Annotated in this window: 26 protein-coding genes; 11 read left to right on the top strand and 15 right to left on the bottom strand. The window is 57.1% G+C overall.

The window, feature by feature from the left end:
- Positions 1-40 precede the first annotated feature (40 nt).
- On the bottom strand, positions 41-742 hold the full coding sequence (locus BMY36_RS09915) for a GntR family transcriptional regulator (RefSeq protein ID WP_050519259.1): 702 nt from the start codon (positions 740-742) through the stop codon (positions 41-43).
- A 90-nt stretch (positions 743-832) separates the two neighbouring features.
- Between BMY36_RS09915 and BMY36_RS09910 the strand changes: the two genes are divergently transcribed.
- From BMY36_RS09910 to dctP, 6 genes are all read left to right on the top strand, one after another.
- The gene (locus BMY36_RS09910; RefSeq protein WP_050519260.1) at positions 833-1,990 is read left to right on the top strand and encodes an LLM class flavin-dependent oxidoreductase; all 1,158 of its coding nucleotides are present in this window, start codon (positions 833-835) and stop codon (positions 1,988-1,990) included.
- Positions 1,990-2,880 (top strand): aldo/keto reductase, encoded by an 891-nt coding sequence (locus BMY36_RS09905; protein ID WP_050519261.1) that lies wholly within the window; start codon positions 1,990-1,992, stop codon positions 2,878-2,880. Before BMY36_RS09910 ends, BMY36_RS09905 begins: the two co-directional genes overlap by 1 nt.
- 17 nt (positions 2,881-2,897) lie before the next feature.
- On the top strand, positions 2,898-3,395 hold the full coding sequence (locus tag BMY36_RS09900) for a flavin reductase family protein (RefSeq protein WP_050519309.1): 498 nt from the start codon (positions 2,898-2,900) through the stop codon (positions 3,393-3,395).
- A gap of 86 nt (positions 3,396-3,481) precedes the next feature.
- A complete protein-coding gene (locus BMY36_RS09895) occupies positions 3,482-4,072 on the top strand; it encodes a TRAP transporter small permease (protein ID WP_050519262.1) in 591 nt (196 codons plus the stop codon).
- On the top strand, positions 4,072-5,361 hold the full coding sequence (locus tag BMY36_RS09890; RefSeq protein WP_050519263.1) for a TRAP transporter large permease: 1,290 nt from the start codon (positions 4,072-4,074) through the stop codon (positions 5,359-5,361). Before BMY36_RS09895 ends, BMY36_RS09890 begins: the two co-directional genes overlap by 1 nt.
- A gap of 21 nt (positions 5,362-5,382) precedes the next feature.
- The gene (gene dctP / locus BMY36_RS09885) at positions 5,383-6,441 is read left to right on the top strand and encodes a TRAP transporter substrate-binding protein DctP (RefSeq protein ID WP_050519264.1); all 1,059 of its coding nucleotides are present in this window, start codon (positions 5,383-5,385) and stop codon (positions 6,439-6,441) included.
- A 186-nt stretch (positions 6,442-6,627) separates the two neighbouring features.
- Here dctP and BMY36_RS19475 read toward each other — a convergent pair whose 3' ends face one another.
- Positions 6,628-6,981: a hypothetical protein gene (locus tag BMY36_RS19475; RefSeq protein WP_139193999.1), complete on the bottom strand. Its 354-nt coding sequence runs from the start codon at positions 6,979-6,981 to the stop codon at positions 6,628-6,630.
- Positions 6,982-6,984: 3 nt separating this feature from the next.
- Here BMY36_RS19475 and BMY36_RS09870 point away from each other — a divergent pair, with 3 nt between their 5' ends.
- A complete protein-coding gene (locus tag BMY36_RS09870) occupies positions 6,985-7,194 on the top strand; it encodes a hypothetical protein (protein WP_139193998.1) in 210 nt (69 codons plus the stop codon).
- Positions 7,195-7,477: 283 nt separating this feature from the next.
- Positions 7,478-7,801, top strand: a complete 324-nt coding sequence (locus tag BMY36_RS09865; RefSeq protein WP_139193997.1) for a hypothetical protein — start codon at positions 7,478-7,480, stop codon at positions 7,799-7,801.
- A gap of 386 nt (positions 7,802-8,187) precedes the next feature.
- On the opposite strand, the gene BMY36_RS09860 is transcribed toward BMY36_RS09865, so the two are convergent.
- The 3 genes from BMY36_RS09860 to BMY36_RS09850 are packed head-to-tail and all read right to left on the bottom strand — an operon-like array spanning position 8,188 to position 10,561.
- Positions 8,188-8,904, bottom strand: a complete 717-nt coding sequence (locus BMY36_RS09860; protein WP_050519269.1) for an LrgB family protein — start codon at positions 8,902-8,904, stop codon at positions 8,188-8,190.
- Positions 8,897-9,250: a CidA/LrgA family protein gene (locus BMY36_RS09855; protein WP_050519270.1), complete on the bottom strand. Its 354-nt coding sequence runs from the start codon at positions 9,248-9,250 to the stop codon at positions 8,897-8,899. Before BMY36_RS09855 ends, BMY36_RS09860 begins: the two co-directional genes overlap by 8 nt.
- A 51-nt stretch (positions 9,251-9,301) precedes the next feature.
- Complete coding sequence (locus BMY36_RS09850) at positions 9,302-10,561, bottom strand: urate hydroxylase PuuD (RefSeq protein ID WP_050519271.1); 1,260 nt, start codon at positions 10,559-10,561, stop codon at positions 9,302-9,304.
- A 106-nt stretch (positions 10,562-10,667) separates the two neighbouring features.
- Between BMY36_RS09850 and BMY36_RS09845 the strand changes: the two genes are divergently transcribed.
- Together BMY36_RS09845 and purU are read left to right on the top strand one after the other, a co-directional pair.
- Positions 10,668-11,579 carry a LysR family transcriptional regulator gene (locus tag BMY36_RS09845; protein WP_050519272.1) on the top strand — a complete coding sequence of 304 codons (912 nt, stop codon included), beginning with the start codon at positions 10,668-10,670 and terminating at the stop codon, positions 11,577-11,579.
- A 221-nt stretch (positions 11,580-11,800) separates the two neighbouring features.
- The gene (gene purU / locus BMY36_RS09840; protein ID WP_050519273.1) at positions 11,801-12,685 is read left to right on the top strand and encodes a formyltetrahydrofolate deformylase; all 885 of its coding nucleotides are present in this window, start codon (positions 11,801-11,803) and stop codon (positions 12,683-12,685) included.
- 56 nt (positions 12,686-12,741) lie between these two features.
- On the opposite strand, the gene bhcD is transcribed toward purU, so the two are convergent.
- The 4 genes from bhcD to bhcA all read right to left on the bottom strand — a co-directional run bounded on the left by bhcD (position 12,742) and on the right by bhcA (position 17,127).
- The gene (gene bhcD, locus BMY36_RS09835) at positions 12,742-13,707 is read right to left on the bottom strand and encodes an iminosuccinate reductase BhcD (RefSeq protein ID WP_050519274.1); all 966 of its coding nucleotides are present in this window, start codon (positions 13,705-13,707) and stop codon (positions 12,742-12,744) included.
- 95 nt (positions 13,708-13,802) lie between these two features.
- The gene (gene bhcC / locus BMY36_RS09830) at positions 13,803-14,966 is read right to left on the bottom strand and encodes a 3-hydroxy-D-aspartate aldolase BhcC (protein ID WP_050519275.1); all 1,164 of its coding nucleotides are present in this window, start codon (positions 14,964-14,966) and stop codon (positions 13,803-13,805) included.
- A gap of 10 nt (positions 14,967-14,976) precedes the next feature.
- A complete protein-coding gene (bhcB, locus tag BMY36_RS09825) occupies positions 14,977-15,930 on the bottom strand; it encodes a beta-hydroxyaspartate dehydratase BhcB (protein ID WP_050519276.1) in 954 nt (317 codons plus the stop codon).
- Positions 15,931-15,933: 3 nt separating this feature from the next.
- Positions 15,934-17,127 carry an L-aspartate--glyoxylate aminotransferase BhcA gene (bhcA, locus tag BMY36_RS09820; RefSeq protein ID WP_050519277.1) on the bottom strand — a complete coding sequence of 398 codons (1,194 nt, stop codon included), beginning with the start codon at positions 17,125-17,127 and terminating at the stop codon, positions 15,934-15,936.
- Positions 17,128-17,319: 192 nt separating this feature from the next.
- Between bhcA and bhcR the strand changes: the two genes are divergently transcribed.
- On the top strand, positions 17,320-18,129 hold the full coding sequence (bhcR, locus tag BMY36_RS09815) for an HTH-type transcriptional regulator BhcR (protein ID WP_050519310.1): 810 nt from the start codon (positions 17,320-17,322) through the stop codon (positions 18,127-18,129).
- 26 nt (positions 18,130-18,155) lie between these two features.
- Here bhcR and glpK read toward each other — a convergent pair whose 3' ends face one another.
- The 6 genes from glpK to BMY36_RS09785 form a co-directional block, all read right to left on the bottom strand.
- A complete protein-coding gene (gene glpK, locus BMY36_RS09810; RefSeq protein WP_050519278.1) occupies positions 18,156-19,643 on the bottom strand; it encodes a glycerol kinase GlpK in 1,488 nt (495 codons plus the stop codon).
- A 139-nt stretch (positions 19,644-19,782) separates the two neighbouring features.
- Positions 19,783-21,504, bottom strand: coding sequence for an ABC transporter substrate-binding protein (locus tag BMY36_RS09805; protein WP_414811676.1), 1,722 nt, complete (start codon positions 21,502-21,504; stop codon positions 19,783-19,785).
- Between the two features lie 79 nt (positions 21,505-21,583).
- Positions 21,584-21,856, bottom strand: coding sequence for a DUF2160 domain-containing protein (locus BMY36_RS09800; protein WP_050519280.1), 273 nt, complete (start codon positions 21,854-21,856; stop codon positions 21,584-21,586).
- A gap of 1 nt (position 21,857) precedes the next feature.
- The gene (locus tag BMY36_RS09795; RefSeq protein WP_050519281.1) at positions 21,858-22,673 is read right to left on the bottom strand and encodes a carbohydrate ABC transporter permease; all 816 of its coding nucleotides are present in this window, start codon (positions 22,671-22,673) and stop codon (positions 21,858-21,860) included.
- On the bottom strand, positions 22,673-23,545 hold the full coding sequence (locus tag BMY36_RS09790; protein WP_050519282.1) for a carbohydrate ABC transporter permease: 873 nt from the start codon (positions 23,543-23,545) through the stop codon (positions 22,673-22,675). Before BMY36_RS09790 ends, BMY36_RS09795 begins: the two co-directional genes overlap by 1 nt.
- Positions 23,542-24,624, bottom strand: coding sequence for an ABC transporter ATP-binding protein (locus BMY36_RS09785; RefSeq protein WP_050519283.1), 1,083 nt, complete (start codon positions 24,622-24,624; stop codon positions 23,542-23,544). Before BMY36_RS09785 ends, BMY36_RS09790 begins: the two co-directional genes overlap by 4 nt.
- Positions 24,625-24,626: the final 2 nt, after the last annotated feature.

The following is a 24,626-nucleotide window of genomic DNA, read 5'->3' as shown; positions in this document are numbered from 1 at the left end:
CCCAAAACCCTCATTTTCAACGCGAAAATTGCGCCAGTGTTCATTTCAACCGTGCCACATAGCGCGCAATTTCCGGGTCATACCACGTCCAAGATGCCTCGGCCCGCCGCCCGTCTTGGCCCCAACTGACCCGCGTGATCTGTGGCAAGGGCGCACCCGCCACATGCGGAAACTCAGGCGGTGCCCAATCCGGGCACGGCCCCTGCCCCACCCGGTCCTCGGCCCGCGCAATCCATAACCCCAGCCGTTCGCGGTAATACAAATACAGCGATTCCGACAAATCCCCCGCCAAAATTACGGGGGCATAGGATGCGTCCAGCCAAATCTCCTCCACCGCCGCGACTTTGCCCGACAGATAGCGCACGCGCCTAATCCGGTGCCCATCAGCGCTGTCACCAAACGCAGGCAGCCGCGCATCCTTGGGCAGCAAATCCACCGACAACACCCGCGCCGTGGGCAACCCGCCCCCCGCCGCCAATTCCAACCGCAGCAGCGCATAAACCGATGCCGGGTCACTGACCGCACGAATGTAATTGCCCGATCCTTGCACGCGCACCAACATCCCCTTGGCCACTAATTCCTTCAACGCTTGGCGCAGCGTGCCCACCGCAATCCCCAACCCCGCTGCCATATCTCGTTCCGGCGGCAGTTTTTCGCCATCCAACAACCGCCCAGCCGCAATATCACGGATCAACAATTCGCTGATCTGCAAAAAAAGGGGAAGGGAACCGGGGGCGGGCATCGCAAGGTCCAAGATAATTGATACAGTATTGATCTACATCAATTACAACGCTACACAAGTTAAATCCAACACCCGCGAAAGATCGAATCAATGACTGTTGTGCCCATCACCTCCCCCGATCTTGATGCGGCAGAGGTAAGCTGGTTCGCCGCCCTGTGCTCGGATGATTACCAATTCCTCGGCCAACCCGATGGCAGCTTGCGCTCAAGCTGGGACCATTGTTCAGCCATCGCCAAACGCGCCGAAAGCCACGGCTTTCGCAACATCCTGTGCCCATCGTCGTATCAAGTCGGCCAAGACACCATGTCTTTCGTCGCCGGCTGCGCGCCCATCACCGATAAAATAAACTTCCTCGCCGCCATCCGCTGCGGCGAAATGCAGCCTGTGATGCTGGCCCGCACGGTCGCCACCTTGGACCATATGCTGCGCGGCCGCCTCACCCTCAACGTTATCTCCTCTGACTTTCCGGGTGAGGTGGCCGATAGCAAATTCCGCTACAAACGCAGCCACGAAGTCGTCGAAATTCTGCGCCAAGCCTGGACCCAAGACCACATCGAATATGCGGGCGACATTTACCAAATCAGCAAAATCTCTGCCGACCCCGCCCGCCCGTACCAGCAAAACGGCGGCCCCCTCCTCTATTTCGGCGGCTATTCCCCCGATGCGCTGGACCTGTGCGGCGCGCAATGCGATGTCTACCTGATGTGGCCCGAAATCCGCGACACGTTGGCCGAACGGATGAAGGCGGTCCACGCCCGCGCGGCCGCCCACAACCGCACGCTGGATTACGGCCTGCGCGTCCACATGATCGTGCGCGATACGGAAGCCGAAGCAAAGGAATACGCCGAATACATCGCCAGCAAACTGGATGATGAATACGGCAAACTCATCCGCGACCGCGCCCATGACAGCATTTCCCTTGGCGTCGCCCATCAATCGCGCGCCCGCGAACTCGCCGATCAATTCGGCTATATTGAACCGCATATGTGGACCGGGATTGGCCGCGCACGGTCTGGCTGCGGTGCCGCCCTTGTCGGCTCTACCGATCAGGTTATGTCCGAGATCGAAGCTTATCAAAAAATGGGCATTCGCGCTTTCATCTTTTCGGGCTATCCGCATCTGGATGAATGTGACCATTTCGGCACCAAGGTGCTGCCGCAGCTTAAAACCTGCTCATTGCCACACGCTTATGGCCGGGTGCCCAACAGCACCCCCGCCACACCACTTGGAATTGGGGAACGCCGCTGATGGACCGCATCACACTTGACACCATTGACCTGTCGCGCCTTGTTTACGGCATGTGGCGGCTGGGCGATGACACGGATACCAGCCCCAAACATGTGCAGGCCAAAATCGAATCCTGTTTGGCCCAAGGCATCACCAGCTTTGACCAAGCCGATATCTATGGCGGCTATAGTGCCGAGGCGCTGTTGGGCCACGCCCTGCGCGCCGCCCCCGGTCTGCGCAACCAGATGGAAATTATCACCAAATGCGACATCGTGGCCCCGGTGGGCCGCCACGCAGCCGCCCGCGTCAAACATTATGACACCTCCGCCGCCCATATCAATGCATCCGTCGATGCCAGCCTGTCCGATATGGCAATCGACCACATCGACCTGCTGCTCATCCACCGCCCCGACCCGCTGATGGACCATATGGAAACGGGCGCGGCGCTGGATGCGCTGGTCGCATCGGGCAAGGTGCGCGCCGTGGGTGTGTCGAACTTCCGCCCGTGGGATGTCACCTTGCTGCAATCGGGCATGACAAACCGCCTGTGCACCAACCAGATTGAACTTAGCCTTGTGGCCCATCAAGGTTTCACCAACAGCGATGTGGCGTTTCACCAAGAACGCAGTATCCCCTTGATGGCATGGTCCCCACTGGCCGGGGGCCGCCTGCTAGCCGAATCTGGCACCCAATTGCGCGCGCGTCTGGCCCAAATTGGCGCCGACCATGGCACCGATTGGTCTGCTGCCGCCGTGGCTTGGCTTTTGCGCCACCCTGCGCGTATTATCCCCGTTCTCGGCACCAACAGCCTTGCGCGCATTGGCACCATCGCCACCGCGCTGGAGATCGAAATGGACCGCCAGACATGGTTTGAACTTTATACCCTGATCATGGGGCATGAGGTGGCCTAATGCCCGACGGAGCGTATATGAACGAGCCTACTTTTATCCCCGACGCCGACAATGCCCGCGCCTTTCGCGATGCGCTTGGCAGCTTTACGACGGGTGTTACCATCGTGACCATCCAATCGGATCACGGACCCATGGGGTTTTGCGCCAACAGCTTTTCCAGCCTGTCCATGGACCCGCCTTTGGTGCTGTGGTCGCCTGCCAAATCATCCTCGCGATTCCTGCCCTATTCAACCGCGCGCCACTACACCATCCATGTGCTGGCCCACACCCAAGGCGATGTTATAAAACGCTTTATCCGCGGCGGTTTGGGGTTTGAAGGCATGTCCTATCACCGCAACGACCAAGGTGTGCCGCTGATCCCCGGCACTGTTGCCCGGTTTGATTGCAAACAACACGCCACCCATGACGGCGGCGATCATTTGATCGTCGTGGGCCGCGTAATCCGCTGCGCCAACACGGGCGGCGCACCACTTTTGTTTACACAAGGAAAATACGGCAGCTTTACCGCTGATTAAGACCAAAAAAGGCGGGCCAACCGCCAACTGCGCCTATCGCTGCGGCCATAAAGGCCGCGCGCATATCTCGGGGAGGGGAACGCACCATGGGTGCAATGTTGGGTCTGACAAACGGGCTGGGGGTCGTCAATGCCGCCGTCCTTGCCGCCTGCCGCAACATCGGTGCGGCCATGGTCGCCGCCATGGTCGTTATAATCCTGCTCCAAGTGTTCTTCCGCTACGTCCTCGGCACCGCCCTGGCATGGCCCGAGGAGGCTGCACGGTTCCTGATGCTGTGGACCACTGGCCTCATGGCCCCCACCGCCTTTCGGCGCGGCGGTTTTGTTAGCATCGAAATGCTCACGCGCTTGTTGCCCACCCGCCCCGCCGCCCTGCTCACCCTCGCCCTTCTCGGCCTGTCCCTCACCCTCATGGTCGTCGGCATCCAAATCGGCTGGTCCGAGGTGACAGGTCTTGGCGGCCGCTTCACCACCGACAGCCTACACTACCCCACCGCCCTTGATTTCAGCACATGGAACAAAGTGCCAAAAGCATGGATGATGCTGTCGCTGGTCGTCGGTCTTGCCCTGCTGATTTCAACCTGCATCGAGTTGATGCTGCGCAATCTGGCAACCTTGGCGGGCGCTGGCCCCCGGTTGATTGTCATTCCGGAAAGCGTGATAGGGGGGGCCGAATAATGCTGTCATTCTTCCTTCCCCTGTTCCTCGTTTTCCTCCTCCTCGGCTTGCCCGTATTCTTCGGCCTTATCGCAGCACCTGCCATTTTGCTGTGGCTAAACGGCCAAGAACGCGACATCGTGCTGCTGTACCGCAACGTCTATAACGGTATGGACAGCTTTCCCCTTATGGCGATCCCGTTCTTCATGCTGGCGGGCGAGGTGATGAACCGCTCCAACATCACCTTGCGGCTGGTCGAATTTTCCCAAGCCATGATGGGCCACCTGCGCGGTGGTCTGGCCCATGTGAATATCCTCTCAAGCATGCTGTTCGCGGGCCTGTCGGGTTCCGCCGTGGCTGATGTGTCCGCGCTCGGTTCCATGCTGATCCCCGCGATGGAAAAACAAGGCTACACCCGCAGCTTTGCCGCCGCGATCACCGCCTCATCATCCATCATCGGCCCCATCATCCCACCATCGGGCATCATGATCATCTATGCTTATGTGATGGGCGAAAGCGTCGCGGCGCTGTTTTTGGCAGGCATCGTGCCGGGCATTATGATGGGCGGCGGCCTCATGCTGATGGTCCATTTTCTGGCCGATAAATACAACCTGCCCGCCCGCACCAAACGCGCCACATGGGGCCAGCGCGGCGATGCCAGCCTGCGCGCGATCTGGCCACTCCTCACCCCCGTCATCATCTTGGGCGGCATCCTTGGCGGCGTTTTCACCCCGACCGAGGCGGCAGCCGTCGCTGTAGGCTACTCCACCCTAATCGGCCTGTTCGTCATGCGCACTCTTAAATTCAGCGACCTGCCCGATGTGCTGACCCGCGCGGGTATGACATCGGCGGTGGTGCTGCTGCTGGTGGGTGCTGCCATGGCGTTCAAAACCGTCGCCAGCCTCAGCCACACACCCGAACTCTTGGCCTCCATCATCCTTGGGCTGTCCGACAACCCGTTGATCTTGCTGTTCCTTATCAACCTGCTGCTCTTCATCGTCGGCATGTTCTTGGACGCGGGCCCCGCGATCATCATCCTTGGCCCCATCCTTGGCCCCATCTTCACATCCCTCGGCGTCGACAGCGTCCATTTTGCCATCATCATGGCGGTCAACTTGACCGTCGGCCTGCTCACGCCCCCCATGGGCCTTGTGCTGTTCGTCACATCCTCAGTTTCCGGCCTGCGCGTTGAAACCATCGCCAAGGCCACACTGCCGTTCCTCGCGGTTCAGATTTTTGTGATTTTCCTCATCACCTACATCCCCGCGATCAGCCTAACCGTCCCGCGTTTCTTCGGGTTCGTTCAATAACACCAAAGGGAGAGAGACCACATGAAAACCACCATCAAAACCCTACTGCTCGCCACACTTCTGGCAGGCACCACCAGCATGGCCATGGCGCAATCCATCACGCTGCGCGCCACCGCCAACAGCAACGAAGCGGATGAAGATTACGACGGTTTGGTCGTCTTCAAAAACTATGTCGAAAACGCATCCAACGGCGATATCGCGGTGGAATTGTTCATCGGCACCCAGCTGTGCGGCAAGGGCGATGAATGTCTGGCGGGTGTGGCCGATGGCTCCATCGACATCTATATCTCTACCTCGGGCGGGGCTGCGGGCCTGTTCCCTTATATCCAAGTCCTCGACCTGCCCTACCTGATGTCGGATGACCGCGTGGCCGAAACCGTGCTGACCGCGACCGATTTCACCGCGCAACTGCGCAAAATGATCATGGCCGACAGCGACGATAAAATCCGCCTGATGACCATCGGCAACACAGGCGGCTGGCGCAACTATGCCAACACCAAACGCCGCGTGATGGGCCCAACCGACCTTGCGGGCCTGAAAATGCGCACCGTCCCTGCGGACCTTCCACAAGAGGCGGCAAAGGCAGTGGGTGCCGCGCCAACCCCCATCGCATGGCCCGAACTTTTCACCTCGTTGCAAACGGGCGTGGTGGAAGGCACGGCCAACGGCATCACCGACATCATGAACATGAAGTTCCCCGATGCTGGGCTGAAATACCTCACGCTGGATGGCCACAGCTACATGGGCGCGTTCTGGTGGATGGGCCAAGACCGCTTTGCGTCGATGACCGATGCGCAAAAACAAGTGGTGGTCGATGGCTTTGCCGCCTTGCAACAAGCCACCTTCGCCAGCCCAAAGCGCAAAGAAATCCAAGCCTACGCGGATTTCAAAGCAGCAGGCGGCGATATCTATGTGCCCACGGCTGATGAAAAAGCAGCGTTTAAGGACGCGGCAACCCCTGTGTTTGACTGGTTCAAAGGCAACGTCAAAGGCGGCCCCGAGGTGCTGGACGCCTTCACCGCCGCCGTGGCACAGGCCCAAACTGTGGTCGACGCCGAACGCGCAGCCGAATTGAACTGAGCGCCAGTTTGAAACAAAAGGCGGCGCGGGGGAAACCCTGCGCCGTTTTTATTGCGATGGGCCGCCGCACAACATGCGCATCTGCAAACAACCCGGACACCTCCGGCGATTTGGACGCAAAACACCCCTCACTCCCTTTTTCTGCAGCAATTCAAATCCTGTCCCTTGATGTTGCTGGCGCAGCATTTAAGGTGCAAATCCCGTGTAGGTTGATCTGTTTATAAAAGGGTGTGTGGTAGGTATGAAACCGTTGATAATGGTTTTGATCTGAAAACCCAAGACGGCGGCGCGCGGCTGAAAATGACATACCAAGGCAAGCCGCTGGGTACAAAATATTGGCTTAGTGCCATTGGCCTTGCGCTTTTCATCGGAATTCTTGGCCTCATCGCCCATGTTCTCCTCGGGCCAATTATCTTTTGCGCCATGATTGGTTTTGCGTATTATTTGCAATCCAAGTTCACGTAACTCCATTCTTTTGATGTGACGCACGACGCCATAATCCTGCCTGACGGCAAGGCCTCTGCCAAAAATGATATGCAAGAATTGTTTGTGCAAAACAATCAAAGGGAAAAGCAATCAAACGTTGGCCCCGACACCCAGTTGATCATCACGAATGATATGGCAGCGACCACGCTGCTGGCTGGGATGAACACATCAAAACGCGCGGTAATGGGGACAAACAAGGCGTTGCAAGCATCTCTTTTCAACGAATTGGGCAAGCGCAGCCACGAACTCGTCTTTCGTCACGGGTAAAAACTTATCCCTGTGGCAAAGCACATGGATTTGGACACCGCCTTGGCCATGCAATATAAAATTGGCGAACATTGGGGCTGGGAAGTCGCGGCAAAATAATCGCATTTGCCCCCGCACACCCACCTTTCCGTTTTAAAGGGTGGGTGCGGCAGCCTAGGGCAACGGCCTTCCAGCGGTGCCACAAACAAACATTTTTAGCAGACAAAATTTTCTGACACCCTTCAAGGGGTTATTCAAAACACGGACGTCCCAAATTGATAAAGCCGCCCTCTTTCTGGCCGCAATGACGGTTGCAGCGGCCCCGTCCTTGGCCCAAGACACCCCGTCTTTTGGGGATGACGAAAGCAAGTTTGCCAAAGACGATGAATGTGACGACCCTCGGTTTGTCGGCTGGGGCGTTGCCACCAGCACCAGCCCAAAAGCGATAGGCCATGACGCCACCGATTGTTCAAGATTGTTCGGTCTGGGGCAAATCAGGTCAAACAGGTCGCAAGACCTGTCAAACATCGCGGAATGTCAGGCCATCAATTTTGGCGACAACAGTTCCGAATGGGCGAATGGCAACAGCTGTGACGACCCACGGTTTTGGGGGGAGTGCAGCCGATAATATATTGAATTTCAAAGATTTGGGCCGTGATGCAAAAGACTGCAAATCCCTGTGCGAACTCGGCGCTATTTGACTTAGATAAGCATCCAAGCGCAGGCGGCAGGGGTGCCGCGACCCTGCACAGAAAAAGGGTTTTTGGTGCAATGCCCTTGGCCTGTTCTGCGCATTGCCCTTTGCGTTGTGTCACTGTGGCCCGCAAATTTCAAGAATGGGGCCATCAGGGCCGACATACCGGGCGCGCAGCCCCTATCAACAAACACTGTTCTTGACCAACTCTGCACCGACCTGCCGCCCTCTCAAACCGCGATCCAAACCTTAATATTCCCTAAACAAAAATCACACAGCTCAATAATAACAGCTACTTACCCGCCGCATCGCGCGCGATGCTACAGGAAAAATCGCACGATAATTGGCGCGATAATCGCGGTCAAAACCGCGTTCAATCCCATCCCAATGCCCGCAAACGCCCCCGCCGTTTCATTTACCTGAAACGCCCGCGCCGTGCCAATTCCGTGCGATGCGACCCCCACCGCAAACCCCCGCGCCTGCCAGTTTTTGATGCGCAAAAGGTTCAACAAAGGCGTCGCCATCACCGCCCCCATGATGCCCGTCAAAATCACCAAAACCGCCGTCAAGGTGGGCGACCCGCCAATCGCCTCGGACACGCCCAGCGCCACCGGGGCCGTCACCGATTTCGGGGCCAGCGACAGCAAAACCTCGCCCCGCACCCCCAACGCCCAGGCAATGCCCAGCGCCGAAATTATCGCCGTGACAGACCCCGCCACCAGCGCCCCGATCATCGGAATGGCCGATGATTTTATCTTGCCCAAATTCGCATATAAAGGGGCGGCCAGCGCCACCGTGGCCGGCCCCAGCATAAAATGTACAAACTGCGCCCCTTCAAAATAGGTCGCGTAAGTCACCCCCGTGGCCCACAACAGCCCCGCCAGCAAAACCACCGCAATCAAAACCGGGTTCACATAGGGCCTCTTGCCCGACCATCCAAACAGCGCGTCGCCGATCGCATAGGCAACCAGCGTCGCAGTCAACCACAGCAGCGGTTCGCGTGCCAAAAAGGTCCAAATCTCGGGCAAGCTATTCATTCGGGGTGCCCACCAACCGGGCCAGCCCGACAAACACCAGCGCCCCCACCGCAATGGCCAGCGCGGTGCTGCCCGCTAAAGCCAGCAAAATCGCCACGCCATCCTCGCCCAGCCGGTCGAGATGCCCGACAATCCCCACGCCCGCAGGCACAAACAGCAGCGACAAATGCGACAGCAACCCCAACGCAGTCGGCTGCACCATCGCCGCCACGCGCGGGAATGCGATGAAAAACCCCAGCAGCAGCACCATTCCAATCACAGGGCCGGGCACAATCAACCCCAAGCCCCGCGACAGGGTTTCCCCGATCAGTTGAAACCCCAACAAAACCGCCAGATGAACAATCATTCCCGCCCCCATGCGCGACCAAACCCCGCGCGCCAAAACCTAAGGGCTGGCTTAATCCATCGCCACCGCAAAGGGCAGGTTTTTCGACGCGGCGCGGTACCATTTCCGAATGGCCGCCCGCTCAGAATCTTCCATATAGGATACATTCGCCGGCGGCATCGCCACGGACACCCCAGATTGAATGTAAATCAGCTTGGCATTTTTCGCGATATCAGACGGGGTTTCCAACAAAATCCCCTTGGGCGCGCGGTGTATCCCTTCATACCCCGGCTCGCGGGCGTGACACATCGCGCAGCGGCCCGGAACGATCTGCGCCACCTCCTCAAACCCCTCCGCGCTGGCAAAAATCTGCTCCAACTTGGTCAAAGGCCGCGCCTCCGCCTCCTCATAGGTGTCTTGCATTAAGGGGGCCGTCGACAGCCACATGATCAGGATGAACAGCACAGTCGTGGCCAGCCATGTCCAATGCGGCCCTTTTCCCGTCGCGTGCATCGTGTTGAAATAATGCCGGATGGTGACGCCCGTCAAGAACACCAAGGTCGCGATCAGCCAGTTATATTCGGTCGCGAACGCCAGTGGATAATGGTTCGACAGCATCAGGAAAATCACAGGCAGCGTTAGGTAGTTGTTGTGGGTCGACCGCAGCTTGGCGATTTTGCCGTATTTCGAATCCGGGATGCGGCCTTCTTGCAGGTCCTTCACCACAATGCGCTGGTTCGGCATGATGATGAAAAACACGTTGGCCGTCATAATGGTCGCGGTGAACGCACCCAGATGCAGCAGCGCCGCGCGGCCCGTGAAAATCTGGTTGTAGCCGTAGGCCATCACCACCAGCAAAATGAACAAAAGGACCATCAGCAAGGTCGGGCTTTCACCCAATTTCGATTTGCACAGCGCGTCATAAATCAACCAGCCGATGGTCAGCGATGCGGCAGAAATCGCAATCCCCTGCATCTGCGACAGGGCCATTTTTTGCGCATCGATCAGGTACAATTCCGCCCCGGCCCAATAGACAATCATCAACAGCGCCGCACCCGACACCCAAGTGATATAGCTTTGCCATTTGTGCCAGATTAGGTGGTCGGGCATGTTTGCAGGGGCCACCAGATATTTCTGGATGTGGTAAAACCCGCCGCCGTGGACTTGCCATTCCTCGCCATAAGCCCCTTCGGGCATGTTCGGCACTTTGCGCAAACCAAGGTCCAGCGCGATGAAATAAAAGGATGCGCCAATCCACGCCATGGCCGTGATGACATGCAGCCACCGCACCGCAAAGCCCAGCCAATCCCAGATGATTGCCACCTCGTACATGTCGATCCTCCCTATTTCGCTTATCTTGCAACCCTAATCTTTTGCCTCATTTGATTGTATTGCAAAAAGGCTTCTAGCTGTTTCAAATTTATACTATCAATGGCGCATGGCATATCTAGACAACATCAGAACCTTTATCCGCGTGTATGAGCTGGGCAATATGTCATCGGCCGCGCGCGATATGCGTATTTCTGCGGCGGTCGCATCGGCCCGCATTTCGCAGCTGGAGGAGCATTTGGGCGTGCGACTGTTCCAGCGTACCACGCGGATGCTGAACCCGACAGAACAGGGTAATATATTTTATCCCGGTGCGCGCAAAATTTTGGATGCCGTGGATGAGGCGGAGGCAGAGGTGAATGAGGTCACGCTGGTTCCGCGCGGCATCCTCCACGTTTCGGCCCCGCTGGGTGTGGGGCGGCGGTTGATCGCGCCCGAGGCGGCGGCGTTTCGGGCCGAATACCCGCTGATTAAAATTCGTTTGCGCCTGTCTGACCGCAAGATTGATTTGGCGATGGAGGGGTTGGACGTGGCATTCTTCCTTGGCATCCCCGAGGATTCGAGCCTGCGCATCCGGAAAATCGCGGATTGCCAAAGGGTGCTGTGCGCGGCCCCCGCCTATATTGCGGCACGCGGGACACCTGACAGCATCGACGCGCTGCGCACCAAGCATGATTGTTTAAACCTGCGCTTTCCGGGGGCCACCGAATTTCAATGGTCGCTGCAAACGCGCGATGGGGTGAAGCGGATTGATGTTTCGGGCCCGTTCGAATGTGACGACGGTGATATTTTGACCGACTGGGCGCTTCAGGGCCAAGGCATCATTATGAAACCGCTGTTTGAGGTATCGGACCACCTGAAATCCGGGCGGTTGGTGCAGGTTTTGCCTGCCCATCCCCCCGTGCCGATCCAAATGGCCTGCCTGTATTCGCACCGCCGCAAGCAAGACCCAAAGGCGCGGCTGTTTATCGATTTTATGGTCGCGCGTATGACCAAAAGCATGGGCGAAATCGTGCTTTAGGTCGGGAATGGGTGGCGTTGCGACGCATTCAACACCACATGCAATTTTAAGGAACCAAAGCCCCAAACCGATTTGCGAGACTGGGGCTTTCCCTGTCGAAATCCCTGCAAAACATGATGAATTTGGCTGGTTGCAGCGTTTGTTTTACGCTACAGGGGGAATGGCCTGCGGCCCTTGACCTTTCAAATTCTGCGCCTATGTGCGCTTGCCAAGGATGTGATATGACCAAATATTGCCTGACCGTGACCTGTCCATCCAAGCGCGGCATCGTCGCTGCGATTTCCACGTTTTTGGCCGAACAGGGCTGCAATATCATCGACAGTTCGCAGTTTGATGATATGGAAATGGACCTGTTTTTCATGCGTGTCGGTTTCATCTCTCAAGAAGGGGTGAATCAGGCGGAGTTGACGGAACGGCTGGCCGCGACCGCGCAAGACTTCGGGATGGATTATGCGTTCCACGATGAAAACGTGAAAATGAAGGTTGTGATTATGGTGTCGCGGTTCGGGCATTGCCTGAACGATCTGTTGTACCGCGTGAAAATTGGTGCGTTGCCGGTGGATATTGTCGGCGTGATTTCCAACCACATGGATTATCAAAAAGTTGTGGTGAACCAGGATATCCCGTTCCATTGCATCAAAGTAACCAAAGAGAACAAGCCTGTTGCCGAAGCCATGATTATGAAAGTGGTGGAGGAAGCGGGGGCCGAGTTGATTGTGCTGGCGCGATATATGCAGGTTTTGTCGGATGATATGTGCCGGAAAATGTCGGGCAAAATCATCAACATTCACCATTCGTTTTTGCCCAGCTTCAAAGGGGCCAACCCCTATAAACAAGCGTATGAGCGTGGGGTGAAGTTGATCGGGGCGACGTCGCATTATGTGACGACGGATTTGGATGAAGGCCCGATCATTGAACAAGACACCGTGCGCGTGACCCATGCACAGTCTGCCAGTGATTATGTGTCCTTGGGGCGCGATGTAGAGGCGCAGGTGCTGGCGCGCGCCATCCATGCCCATGCACACCGCCGCGTGCTGTTGAATGGCAACAAAACCATCGTTTTCCCGGCGTCGCCCGGCAGCTATTCCTCTGAACGGATGGGGTGATTTTTGGCGCTGCTGCGGTGCATCTGTGCCCACAGCAGCGCTTTTGTACCCTAGATTTAGAAATCCACCTCTATCGCGATACCTTTGGCAATCGCCAACTCTACTACCGCCGCCGCAACGGCCAAATCCTGCAAGCCAACGCCGGTGCCATCAAACAGCGTCACCTCCTCCGCGCTGGTGCGGCCTTTGTGGCTGCCATTGATCACGGCCCCCAACTCGGCGATCTCCGCCTCAGCCATCAAACCACTGGCAATTGCGTGCTGACATTCCCCGATGCTGATCGCCTGCGCCACTTCATCGGTGAACACGGTTGCGCGCGCCACCAATAGGTCATCCACCTCCTGCTTGCCTTTGGTATCGGTGCCCATGCAGGCGATATGCGTGCCCGCCTTCACCTGCGCAGATCGCAAAATAGGCTTATGGCTGGAGGTGATGGTGATAATCACGTCCGATTGCGCGCCCAATTCGTCCAAACTCACCGCTTCAAACGGCAGGCCCAATTCCGCCGCAACACCCGCCAAACGGTCCAACATCTCAGGGTGGAAATTCCATCCCACCACCTTTTCAAAGGCGCGCTGCTCCACTGCCGCCCGCATCTGAAATGCCGATTGATGCCCGGCCCCAACCATCCCCAACACTTTGGCATCCGGCCGCGCCAAATGCTTGATCGACACCGCCGATGCCGCCGCCGTGCGCAACGCCGTCAACAAATTGCCGCCCACCAATGCCTTCACGCGCCCTGTGTCAGGGTCAAACAACACAACGGTGGATTGGTGATTGGTCAGCCCCTTTGCCTCATTACCCGGCCAATAACCGCCAGACTTTAACCCCAGTGCCAAACCGGCGCGGTCAAACCCAGACTTGAACCCATACAGCGCATCCGCATGCCCAATCGCCTCACGGATCACCGGAAAATTATAGGCATCCCCGCGCGCCATCGCGCCAAACACCCCTTCAATCGCCGCAAAACAGGTCGCCCGGTCCATCAAACCCGCGATCTTCGCCTCTGGTACAATCCACATAGAAATCCTTCCTGAAAAGCAAACGCCCTGCTTTCATCTTGGTAAAAATACCTTCGGGGGTCCGGGGGCAGACAGCCCCCGGCGTTGCAGCAAACTCAATACGCTTTGCCGCGCGCGGATACCGGCCAAACCACCTCAACCTTGCCGCCACGCACACCCACATACCAATCATGCACGTTGCAGGTCGGGTCGCAGTGGCCGGGCACAAGGCGCAGCTTGTCATTCACCTTTAACACACCATCCGGGTCTGAAACCACGCCATGCTCGTCCGAACATTTGACATATTTCACATCATCACGGCCAAACACCGTTGGCAAACCGCTGTCCACCGATTGTGCCTTCAGGCCCGCATCCACAATCGCCTTATCCGCCTTCGAATGGCTCATCACCGTGGTCAAGATAAACAGCGCGTTCTCCCATTCGCCTTGGTCAATACGCTTGCCGTCTTTGCCCAGAATACGGCCATAATCGGCGTCCATGAACGCATAGGACCCGCACTGCAATTCATTGAAAACATTCGAATTGCTTTCAAAGTAATACGACCCGGTGCCACCGCCACCAACAATATCACACTCCAGCCCCTGCGCCTTCAGGCCCGTGATCGCCTCTTGCACCTGCGCAATCGCAATCGCGGTTTTCCCCTCACGATCGGCATAGCTGTCCATATGCTGCATAGCACCCTGATAGGCTTGGATGCCCGCAAACTTCAAACCCGGTGCCGCATCAATCAGCTTGGCGATGTTCACCACGTCTTGGGTCGTGGTCACGCCACAACGCCCCGCCCCGCAGTCAATTTCCACCAAACACTCAATCTGGGTGCCATGTTTTACCGCCGCTGCCGATAGGTTTGGCACGTTCGCCGGGTCATCCACACAGCACAAAACGCGTGCGCCAAATTTTGGCATCCGGGCCAGACGGTCAATTTTGGCAAGGTCGGTCACTTGGTTGGACACCATCACATCCTTGATGCCGCCGCGCGCAAACACCTCCGCCTCCGACACTTTCTGGCAGCACACGCCCACCGACCCGCCAAGCCGCTCCTGCAACTTGGCCACATCAACCGATTTGTGCATCTTGCCATGGACCCGGTGGCGCATCCCATGGACTTTTGCGTAATCGCCCATTTTCTTAATGTTACGCTCCAGCGCGTCCAAATCCAAGATCAAGCAGGGCGTTTGCACATCGGCCACATCCATCCCCGGCTTGGCGGGAATGTCATAGCCCACTTCGTATTCGTCAAAATTTGTGACTTTGTTCATGGTAAAACCCCTATTTTGTCTGCCAAGGAAGCTGGTCCAAATCGACATTGCCCCCAGTGATAATCACCCCCACGCGCTTGCCCGCAAAGAGGTGTTTGTTCTTGATGATCGTCGCCAATGGCACCGCACAAGACGGCTCAATCACAATTTTCATGCGCTTCCATGTCATCAGCATCGCGTCGATAATCTCCGCCTCGGATGCGGTCAGAATATCCGTCACATGATTTTTCACAAAATGCCATGTCAGGTCTTTCAACGGCACTTTCAGCCCATCGGCAATCGTGACAGGCGCATCATCGGCGATGATATGCCCGGCCTTGAAACTGCGATAGGCGTCATCGGCCTGCTCCGGCTCGGCCGCATAAATCTTGATATGCGGCGCAAGGTTTGACAGGGTCAAACAGGTACCCGAAATCATGCCGCCGCCACCGATTGGGGCGACCATCGCCTCCAACCCATCGACCTGTTCGATAAATTCGCGCGAACAGGTTGCTTGGCCCGCAATCACACGCGGGTCGTTATAGGGATGCACAAATTCCGCGCCGGTTTCCGCGATCAGTTGCGCAAACACCGCCTCGCGGCTGGTGGTCGATGGTTCACATTCCACAATCCGGCCGCCATAGCCGCGCACGGCGTCTTTTTTCGCCTGCGGGGCGGTGCGCGGCATCACAACCGTACAAGGGATGCCACGACGCCCGGCGGCATAGGACAGACAGGTCCCATGGTTGCCGCTGGAATGGGTGGCAACCCCGCGCGCGGCCTGTTCGTCCGTCAGGCCAAACACGGCGTTTGATGCCCCCCGCGCCTTGAATGCCCCGGCTTTTTGCAGGTTTTCACATTTAAAAAACAACTCTGCCCCGGTGAGGTCGTTCAAGTATTGCGAGGTCAGAACCGGGGTGCGGTGGATATGCGGCGCAATCCGATCATGCGCCGCCAGCATATCGTCAAGGGTTGGAATATACATCGCTTACTCCGCCGCCATGCGCTTGGATTTGTTCGACCCATGACGGTAATGCGCTTGCGCGGCTGCAACGCCTGATCCCAGTTTGATGTCCAAACCAAGGTCAACCATGACCATTTCAACGGTCGCCAGCCCCGACAGCATCATCGCGTCCGTCAAGCTGCCAAGGTGGCCGATGCGGAACACTTTGCCTGCAACTTCACCCAAGCCCACGCCAAAGGCCATGTCGTAATCGCGGGCGGCGACGGTCACGATGTCGGTCGCGTTGAACCCTTCGGGTGTGCAAATCGCGGACACGGTGTCGGAATACACATCAGGGCCTGCTGCGCACAGCTTTAGCCCCCAGGCATCAACCGCGTGGCGCACGCCTGTGGCGATGCGGGTGTGGCGGGCAAATACGTTTTCCAGCCCCTCGCCCTCAATCATCTCAATCGCGGCTTTCAACCCGTTCATCAGGCCGACCGGGGGGGTGTAGGGGAACGCGTTGTTGGCATAGCCTTTGGCCATATCGCGCACATCAAAGAAGGTGCGGGGCAAGGTTGCAGCGTCAATCGCTGCCATCGCCTTGGTCGAAAAGCCGATAATCGCCAAACCTGCGGGCAGCATAAAGCCTTTTTGGCTGCCGGTAACAGCGACATCGACGCCCCATTCATCCATGCGAAAATCCATCGACCCGATGGAGGACACACCATCCACAAACAGCATCGCCGGGTGGTTTGCGGCATCCAACGCGCGGCGCACCGCTGCGATATCAGATTTCACGCCTGTGGCGGTTTCGTTATGCGTGGCCAGAACCACTTTGATGCTGTGGGATTTGTCGGCGCGCAAAATCTCTTCGTATTTGTCGGCGGGCAGGCCGTGACCCCATGGGGTTTCGACGATCTGCACATCCAGCCCGTGGCGCTGGCACATATCAATCCAGCGATGCGAAAACATACCGTTGCGCGCGGCCAGAACCTTGCCGTCTTTGGACAGGGTGTTGGACAGCGCCACCTCCCAGCCACCCGTTCCGGTCGACGGGAAAATGAACACTTTGGCGCTGGTGGATTTCAAAATGCGCTGCACACCTTCAAGGCAGGGATGCAAGATTTTGCCGAACACAGGCGAGCGGTGGTCAATTGTGGGCATATGGCACGCGAGGCGAATATGCTCGGGCATGTTGGTCGGGCCGGGAATAAAAACGGGGTTTTGAAAGGTCATTGCGGGTCCTCCTCAGGTTGTTATGACCATAAGTCTTTCCCAGCTCCCGCTCAATTTTTTTGAAAACATTTTTCATTTGTGCGGATTGGGGAATAGGGTATGGTTTTCAAGGGATTGCGTTTTTCATTTATGCGCTTGGTATTTCGTGGAAAAAAGAATCCCACAGGGCGTGATGTGAAAAGGGGGCAAGATATGGCCGATGAACAGCGCAGCCGGGGCCGTCCGAAACGGTTTGACGGCGATGAAAGCCAGAACATTATCCAATCGCTGGACCGTGCGATTGATGTGCTGGAAACGCTGGCGCAAGGGGGCGCGATGACCTTGTCGCAGGTGGCAAGCACGATGGATCAATCGCCCGCCACAATTTACCGCGTACTGTCCACGTTTCGCGTGCGCGGCATGGCCGAGGTGAACCCCGCATCGCAAGAATGGTCGGTGGGTGCCGAAGCGTTTCGCATCGGCAGCGCGTTTTTGCGGCGCAGCAACGTGATTGCCCGCGCCATGCCCATTATGCAGCAATTGCGCGATGAAACAGGCGAGACGTCAAACTTGGGGATAGAGCGTGACGACAACGTGGTGTTCATCGCCCAAGTCGAAACCCACGAATCCATCCGCGCGTTTTTCCCGCCCGGCACGCAAGCGCCCATGCACGCATCGGGCATTGGCAAGGCGTTGCTGGCGATGTTTCCCGAAAAGCATCTGGCGCGGTATTTGGCGCAAGCGCATCTGCCGCCCTTTACGGCCAACACTATTTGCACGCCTGATGGATTGCGGGCCCATTTGGTGCAAATTCGCACGCAAGGCTATTCGTTTGATGACGAGGAAAAGGCGATTGGGATGCGCTGTATCGCTGCCCCCATCGTGAATTTTCATGGCGATGCGGTGGCGGGGGTTTCCATTTCCGGGCCAAGCCACCGTTTGCCGTGTGACGGGGTGGCGCGCATCGGCGCGTTGGTAAAGGCGGCGGGCGACAAAATCTCGGCCAGCCTTGGTGCGCTTTGACCGCGCCCGCCTAAAACGAAGCCCGTTTAAAACGACATGGTCGCGGCAACGGCCCGTTTCCATGCCGCGTATTTGGTCGTGCGCAAGCTTTCGTCCATCTGCGGCGCAAATGTGCGGTCGAGCGCCCAATTGGCGGCAAACCCAGCTTGGTCCGGGTAAATCCCCGCGCGCTGGCCTGCCAACCACGCGGCCCCGAGCGCTGTGGTTTCGGCCATCACGGGGCGGTCCACGGGTGCGCCAATAATATCGGCCAAAAACTGCATCGACCAATCGCTGGCCGTCATGCCGCCATCCACACGCAAGGTGGGTTCTGCCCCAGTCGCCGCCCAATCAGCCTGCATCGCCTCTAGCAAATCGCGGGTTTGATAGCCGACGGATTCCAACGCCGCGCGGGCCATTTCGGCTGGCCCCGACCCGCGGGTCAGTCCAAACACCGCGCCGCGACATTCCGCGTTCCAATAAGGCGCGCCAAGGCCCACAAAGGCGGGCACAAGAACTACGTTTTGCGTGGGGTCCGCGCGTTCGGCCAGCGCTTGCGTCTCGCGCGCGTGGCGAATGATCTGCAACCCGTCGCGCAGCCATTGCACCACCGCGCCTGCCACAAAAATCGACCCTTCCAGCGCGTAGGTGGGTTTGCCATCCAGTTGATAGGCGATTGTGGTCAACAAACGGTTTTTGGAGACGACCGCCGTATTCCCGGTGTTCAGCAGGGCAAAGCACCCGGTGCCATAGGTTGATTTCATCATGCCAGGTGCAAAGCACGCTTGGCCCACTGTCGCTGCTTGCTGATCGCCCGCCACGCCCAAAATAGGGATGGGGCGGCCAAACAAATCGGGGCGCGTCATGCCAAAATCGGCGGCACAATCGCGCACTTCGGGCAACATATCCATCGGGATGTCGAATAGGTCGCAAATCGTGCGGCTCCACCGCCCTTTGTGAATGTCATACAGCATGGTGCGCGCGGCGTTGGTGGCATCGGTCACATGGGCTGCCCCGCCTGTCAGTTTCCAAATCAGAAAACTATCCACCGTGCCAAAGGCCAATTCGCCCCGCCGTGCGGCATCGCGCGCGCCATCCACATTATCCAAAATCCATTTCAGCTTGGTGCCCGAAAAATACGGATCGGCCAGCAAGCCCGTGCGCGCTGTGATCAGGGCATCATGGCCCGCATCGCGCAACTGGCGGCAATAATCGGCGGTGCGGCGGTCTTGCCACACAATCGCGCGGTAAATCGGCTCGCCGGTTTTGCGATCCCAGACAATGGTCGTTTCACGCTGGTTCGTGATGCCAATTGCCGCAATATCGCCCGGTGCCAAACCTGCCTTTTCAATCGCGGCGCGGCAGGTGCCCGCCGTGGTGGCCCACAAATCGCTGGCGTCATGTTCCACCCAGCCCGAGTTTGGGAAATGCTGCGCGAATTCTTCCTGCGCGGTGGCTTTGATTTGCATGGCCGCATCAAACACAATTGCCCGGCTGGACGTGGTGCCTTGATCAATCGCCAAAATATGGCCCATCCAACCCTCCGTTTGCGCACCGTTTGGTTCTAAATATCCCAGCGCGGGGCGTGTGCAACAAAGACTGCGGCACGCTGTTTGGGATTACAGAAAAAAAGGGGGCGAGGCAAAACCCCGCCCCCCCCATAGGATCAAAGGCTTACTGCCAAGATTTGATCAACTCATCATAGCTGATGGTTTCGCCTTGCGGCTTTTCATTGGCCAACATGGCCACGGGCGCGCCGGGGGCATCCAGCCATTCTTGCGGGTCTTTCGGCTCATTCATCTTTGGGCCGATATCGCCTTGAACGCCTGCGCGCTCCAACCGCTCCAGCACTTTTTCCTGTTCAGCACATAGACTGTCCAGTGCCTCTTGCGGGGTTTTGGCCCCTGACATCGCGTCACCGATATTTTGCCACCACAGTTGTGCCAGCTTTGGATAATCGGGGATGTTGGTGCCGGTTGGCGACCATGCCACCCGCGCGGGCGAGCGGTAGAATTCGATCAACCCGCCCAGTTCAGGCGCACGCTTGGTAAAGCTTTCGTCCTGAATGGTCGACTCGCGAATAAAGGTTAGGCCAACATGGGCTTTCTTCACATCCACAGTTTTGGAGGTGACGAATTGTGCGTAAAGCCAAGCGGCCTTTGCACGGTCGACGGGCGTTGATTTCATCAACGTCCACGACCCCACGTCTTGATAACCGACCTTAGTGCCTTCTTGCCAATAGGCGCCGTGCGGGGATGGGGCCATACGCCATTTTGGCGTGCCATCCTCGTTCATCACGGGCAGTCCGGGCTTTACCATATCGGCGGTAAAGGCGGTGTACCAAAATAGCTGCTGCGCAATTTCACCTTGCGCCGGAACCGGGCCTGCCTCGCCAAAGGTCATGCCAGCTGCGGCGGGGGGGGTGTACTTGTTCAACCAGTCGATCGCTTTGGTCACAGCGTAAACGGCGGCTGCATCATTTGTGGCACCGCCACGGTTGACACAAGACCCCACAGGCTGCGACGCCTCATTCACCCGGATGCCCCATTCATCAACAGGCAATCCGTTTGGCGTGCCAACGTCGCCCATACCCGCCATGGACATCCACGCATCGGTATAACGCCAGCCCAGCGAGGGGTCTTTCTTGCCGTAATCCATATTACCCCAGGCCGAAGTCGGCCCGCCAATGGCAGACATATCGCGGCCGGTAAAGAATTCGGCAATATCTTCATACGCCGACCAGTTGACCGGAACACCAAGGTCATAGCCATAGCGCTCTTTGAACGCGGCTTTTGTCGGTTCGTCGTTGAACCAATCATAGCGGAACCAGTACAGGTTCGCGAACTGCTGCGTGGGCAGCTGGTACAGTTTGCCATCGGGTGCGGTAGTGAATTGCAAACCGATGAAATCATCAAGGTCCAGCGTGGGCGAGGTGACATCCGCCCCTTCGCCTGCCATCCAATCCGTCAGGTTGCGTGCCTGCTGATAGCGCCAGTGGGTGCCGATCAGATCGCTGTCGTTGACATAAGCGTCATAGATGTTTTCGCCAGATTGCATTTGCGTTTGCAGCTTTTCCACCACATCGCCTTCGCCAATCAAATCATGGGTGATCTTGATCCCCGTGATTTTGGTGAACGCATCGGCCAACACTTTGGATTCGTATTCATGTGTGGTGATCGTTTCGGACACCACCTTGATTTCCATCCCGGCCATCGGTGCGGCCGCGTCGATGAACCATTGCATTTCGGCCTCTTGCTCGGCGCGGGTCAGCGATGATAGATCACCAATTTCCGCATCCAAGAACGCGTTGGCGGCATCCATATCGGCAAAGGCGGGCGCGGACATCAGCATCAAAGCCGCCCCCATTGCCGTGGTCGACAAATGTTTCATTCGCATCTTGTTCCTCCCATTAGAACAGGTTTCAGTATCTGACGGCCTTTGGGGGTTTGCCCCGCGGCCACCGCCGTTTCACGCGCTACACCCAGCGAAACACCGCCACCGCATACAACGCGCAGACAACCAACGCCCCCCATTGGGACGCATCGGCCAACCCAAGCCAAGCCAGATTGATAAAGGCCGAGCCGAGAAGCGTGATGAACAACCGATCACCCCGCGTCGTTTCAATCCGCAAAACGCCAATGCGCGGCGTTTCGGGATATTTGATTGCCAGCACCGTGAAGGTGATCAACAGACAGGCAATGATGCCAAAAAAAATCGCTGTGGGGCCGGTCCATGCCATCCATTCCATGTCAAACCCTTCCCAGGGCAAAGCCCTTTGCGATGTAATTGCGGACAAAATAAATCACCAAGGCACCCGGCACGATGGTCAACACCCCCGCCGCGGCCAGCACGCCCCAATCCATGCCCGATGCCGAAACTGTACGGGTCATCGTGGCTGCAATCGGTTTTGCATCCACTGCCGTCAAAGTGCGCGACAATAAGAGTTCGACCCATGAAAACATGAAGCAGAAAAAGGCGGCAACCCCGATACCGCTTGCGATCAGCGGGGTGAAAATTTGGATAAAAAAGCGCGGGAAACTGTAGCCGTCGATATAGGCCGTTTCATCAATTTCCTTGGGGACGCCGCGCATGAAACCTTCTAAAATCCACACGGCAAGGGGTACGTTAAACAGGCAATGTGCCAGTGCCACCGCGATATGCGTGTCAAACAAACCAACGCTGGAATAGAGCTGAAAGAACGGAAGCGCAAACACGGCAGGCGGGGCCATGCGATTTGTCAGCAGCCAGAAAAACAGATGCTTGTCGCCCATAAACGAATAGCGGCTGAAAGCGTAGGCAGCAGGCAGGGCCACGGCCAGACTGATTGCGGTGTTCATCACCACATAAATGAGGCTGTTGATATAGCCCATATACCAGCTGGGATCGGTCAAGATCAGGACGTAATTCTGAAAGGTCACATCTTGCGGCCACAGCGAAAAACTGCCTAAAATCTCTTGGTTGGTTTTCAGGCTCATGTTCACCAGCCAATAGATCGGGACCAGCAAGAACAGCAGGTACAGCCCCATGACAACTGCGGACCCATTAATGCGAAAACGGTTGGGCATCACACACCATCCTTTTTGTCCATGGTCGTCATGACCGTGTAAAACACCCAAGAAATCGCCATGATCACCAAGAAATACATCAGGCTGAACGCCGCCGCTGGCCCAAGGTCAAACTGGCCGATTGCCATTTTGACAAGGTCGATAGACAAGAACGTGGTCGCATTGCCTGGCCCGCCCCCCGTGACCACAAAGGGTTCGGTATAGATCATGAAACTGTCCATGAAGCGCAGCAAAATCGCGATCATCAAAACCCCCGCCATTTTTGGTAGCTCGATATAGCGGAACACGGACCAGCGGCTGGCTTGGTCAATTTTCGCGGCTTGATAATAGGCATCGGGGATGGATTGCAGCCCGGCATAGGCCAACAGTGCCACCAGTGATGTCCAATGCCACACGTCCATCACGATGACCGTGACCCAAGCATCAAAAATGTCCTGCGTGTAATTGTAGTTGATGCCAATTTTATCCAGCGTATAGCCCAGCAGGCCAATATCGACCCGGCCAAAAATCTGCCAAATTGTGCCAACCACGTTCCACGGAATAAGCAAAGGCAGCGACATCAGCACAAGGCAAAATGACGCCCAAAACCCACTTTTTGGCATGTTCAGCGCCACAAAAATGCCCAGCGGCACCTCAATCGCAAGGATGATCGCGGAAAACATCAACTGCCGCCCCAGCGCATCCCACATCCGTTCGGAATGCAGCATTTCATCAAACCATTCGAGGCCCGCCCAGAAAAATTCGTTGCGCCCAAACGTATCTTGGACCGAATAATTCACCACTGTCATCAAGGGGATAACGGCAGAAAATGCGACCAGCAACAACACGGGCAGCACCAAAAACCATGCTTTTTGATTGACTGTCTTGTTCATGCTGCGGCCTTTCCGTTTGGCGTCACGCGCCAGTCGTTGGCATAAATATTGATGCCTTCGGGGGCAAATTGGACCGCGCAAATATCAGCGGGAATATCTTCCGCTTCACCCGCGATTGCCGAAATCTCTTGGCCTGCCACTTCCAGCCGCACGATTTTATGGCGGCCCACATCCTCCACCCGGCGGATGCGCGCGGGGATGCCGGCGTTTTGCGACAGCGTGACAAATTCCGGGCGTACACCCAGTTCAACCTTGCCTGTGGCGGTGTAATCGGCGCCCAGATCGACGGTTTGACCCGCAACCTGCGCCACGCGTCCGGACACGGTCGCAGGCAAAACATTCATGCCCGGCGACCCGATGAAATAGCCGACAAACGTATGCGCCGGGCGTTCGAACAATTCCTGCGGCGTGCCAATTTGCACCACGCGCCCGTCATACATCACCACCACTTTATCAGCAAATGTCAGCGCCTCGGTTTGGTCATGGGTGACGTAAATCATGGTATGGCCGAATTCGTGGTGCAGGGATTTTAGCTGCGTGCGCAATTCCCATTTCATATGCGGGTCAATCACGGTCAACGGTTCATCAAACAACAAGGCGTTCACATCCTTGCGCACCATTCCGCGCCCCAAGCTTATCTTTTGTTTGGCATCCGCTGTCAGCCCGCGCGCCTTGCGGTTCAGCATATCCTCCATCCCGATCATGCGGGCAATTTCTTGCACACGTTCCACGATATACGCCTCATCGCGGCCCCGGTTGCGCAAGGGAAAGGCGAGGTTATCGCGCACTGTCATCGTGTCGTAAACAACCGGAAACTGGAACACTTGCGCGATGTTACGTTCTGCGGTGGGGGCGTGTGTCACGTCCTTGCCATCAAACAAAATGCGGCCTTGGCTGGGGTGCAAAAGGCCCGAAATGATGTTCAACAAAGTGGATTTGCCGCAGCCGGACGCACCCAGCAGCGCATACGCCTCCCCATCCGCCCAATCATGGTTCAGCTCTTTTAATGCGAAATCATTTTCGGACTTTGGCTTGGCCAAATAGGAGTGTGCCAGATTATCAAGCGTGATCTTTGCCATAT

Source organism: Pseudorhodobacter antarcticus (genome assembly GCF_900110135.1).
Classification (GTDB): Bacteria; Pseudomonadota; Alphaproteobacteria; order Rhodobacterales; family Rhodobacteraceae; genus Pseudorhodobacter; species Pseudorhodobacter antarcticus.
The sequence above is the reverse complement of the archived record's forward strand: the minus strand, read 5'-3'. Positions and strand labels throughout refer to the sequence as shown.

What these genes read in the sequence shown, in the direction of transcription:
- BMY36_RS09915 (WP_050519259.1), bottom strand. Translation starts at nt 742, where the DNA reads ATGCCCGCCCCCGGTTCCCTTCCCCTTTTTTTGCAGATCAGCGAATTG.
- BMY36_RS09910 (WP_050519260.1), top strand. Translation starts at nt 833, where the DNA reads ATGACTGTTGTGCCCATCACCTCCCCCGATCTTGATGCGGCAGAGGTA.
- BMY36_RS09905 (WP_050519261.1), top strand. Translation starts at nt 1,990, where the DNA reads ATGGACCGCATCACACTTGACACCATTGACCTGTCGCGCCTTGTTTAC.
- BMY36_RS09900 (WP_050519309.1), top strand. Translation starts at nt 2,898, where the DNA reads ATGAACGAGCCTACTTTTATCCCCGACGCCGACAATGCCCGCGCCTTT.
- BMY36_RS09895 (WP_050519262.1), top strand. Translation starts at nt 3,482, where the DNA reads ATGGGTGCAATGTTGGGTCTGACAAACGGGCTGGGGGTCGTCAATGCC.
- BMY36_RS09890 (WP_050519263.1), top strand. Translation starts at nt 4,072, where the DNA reads ATGCTGTCATTCTTCCTTCCCCTGTTCCTCGTTTTCCTCCTCCTCGGC.
- dctP (WP_050519264.1), top strand. Translation starts at nt 5,383, where the DNA reads ATGAAAACCACCATCAAAACCCTACTGCTCGCCACACTTCTGGCAGGC.
- BMY36_RS09865 (WP_139193997.1), top strand. Translation starts at nt 7,478, where the DNA reads ATGACGGTTGCAGCGGCCCCGTCCTTGGCCCAAGACACCCCGTCTTTT.
- BMY36_RS09860 (WP_050519269.1), bottom strand. Translation starts at nt 8,904, where the DNA reads ATGAATAGCTTGCCCGAGATTTGGACCTTTTTGGCACGCGAACCGCTG.
- BMY36_RS09855 (WP_050519270.1), bottom strand. Translation starts at nt 9,250, where the DNA reads ATGATTGTTCATCTGGCGGTTTTGTTGGGGTTTCAACTGATCGGGGAA.
- BMY36_RS09850 (WP_050519271.1), bottom strand. Translation starts at nt 10,561, where the DNA reads ATGTACGAGGTGGCAATCATCTGGGATTGGCTGGGCTTTGCGGTGCGG.
- BMY36_RS09845 (WP_050519272.1), top strand. Translation starts at nt 10,668, where the DNA reads ATGGCATATCTAGACAACATCAGAACCTTTATCCGCGTGTATGAGCTG.
- purU (WP_050519273.1), top strand. Translation starts at nt 11,801, where the DNA reads ATGACCAAATATTGCCTGACCGTGACCTGTCCATCCAAGCGCGGCATC.
- bhcD (WP_050519274.1), bottom strand. Translation starts at nt 13,707, where the DNA reads ATGTGGATTGTACCAGAGGCGAAGATCGCGGGTTTGATGGACCGGGCG.
- bhcC (WP_050519275.1), bottom strand. Translation starts at nt 14,966, where the DNA reads ATGAACAAAGTCACAAATTTTGACGAATACGAAGTGGGCTATGACATT.
- bhcB (WP_050519276.1), bottom strand. Translation starts at nt 15,930, where the DNA reads ATGTATATTCCAACCCTTGACGATATGCTGGCGGCGCATGATCGGATT.
- bhcA (WP_050519277.1), bottom strand. Translation starts at nt 17,127, where the DNA reads ATGACCTTTCAAAACCCCGTTTTTATTCCCGGCCCGACCAACATGCCC.
- bhcR (WP_050519310.1), top strand. Translation starts at nt 17,320, where the DNA reads ATGGCCGATGAACAGCGCAGCCGGGGCCGTCCGAAACGGTTTGACGGC.
- glpK (WP_050519278.1), bottom strand. Translation starts at nt 19,643, where the DNA reads ATGGGCCATATTTTGGCGATTGATCAAGGCACCACGTCCAGCCGGGCA.
- BMY36_RS09805 (WP_414811676.1), bottom strand. Translation starts at nt 21,504, where the DNA reads ATGCGAATGAAACATTTGTCGACCACGGCAATGGGGGCGGCTTTGATG.
- BMY36_RS09800 (WP_050519280.1), bottom strand. Translation starts at nt 21,856, where the DNA reads ATGGAATGGATGGCATGGACCGGCCCCACAGCGATTTTTTTTGGCATC.
- BMY36_RS09795 (WP_050519281.1), bottom strand. Translation starts at nt 22,673, where the DNA reads ATGCCCAACCGTTTTCGCATTAATGGGTCCGCAGTTGTCATGGGGCTG.
- BMY36_RS09790 (WP_050519282.1), bottom strand. Translation starts at nt 23,545, where the DNA reads ATGAACAAGACAGTCAATCAAAAAGCATGGTTTTTGGTGCTGCCCGTG.
- BMY36_RS09785 (WP_050519283.1), bottom strand. Translation starts at nt 24,624, where the DNA reads ATGGCAAAGATCACGCTTGATAATCTGGCACACTCCTATTTGGCCAAG.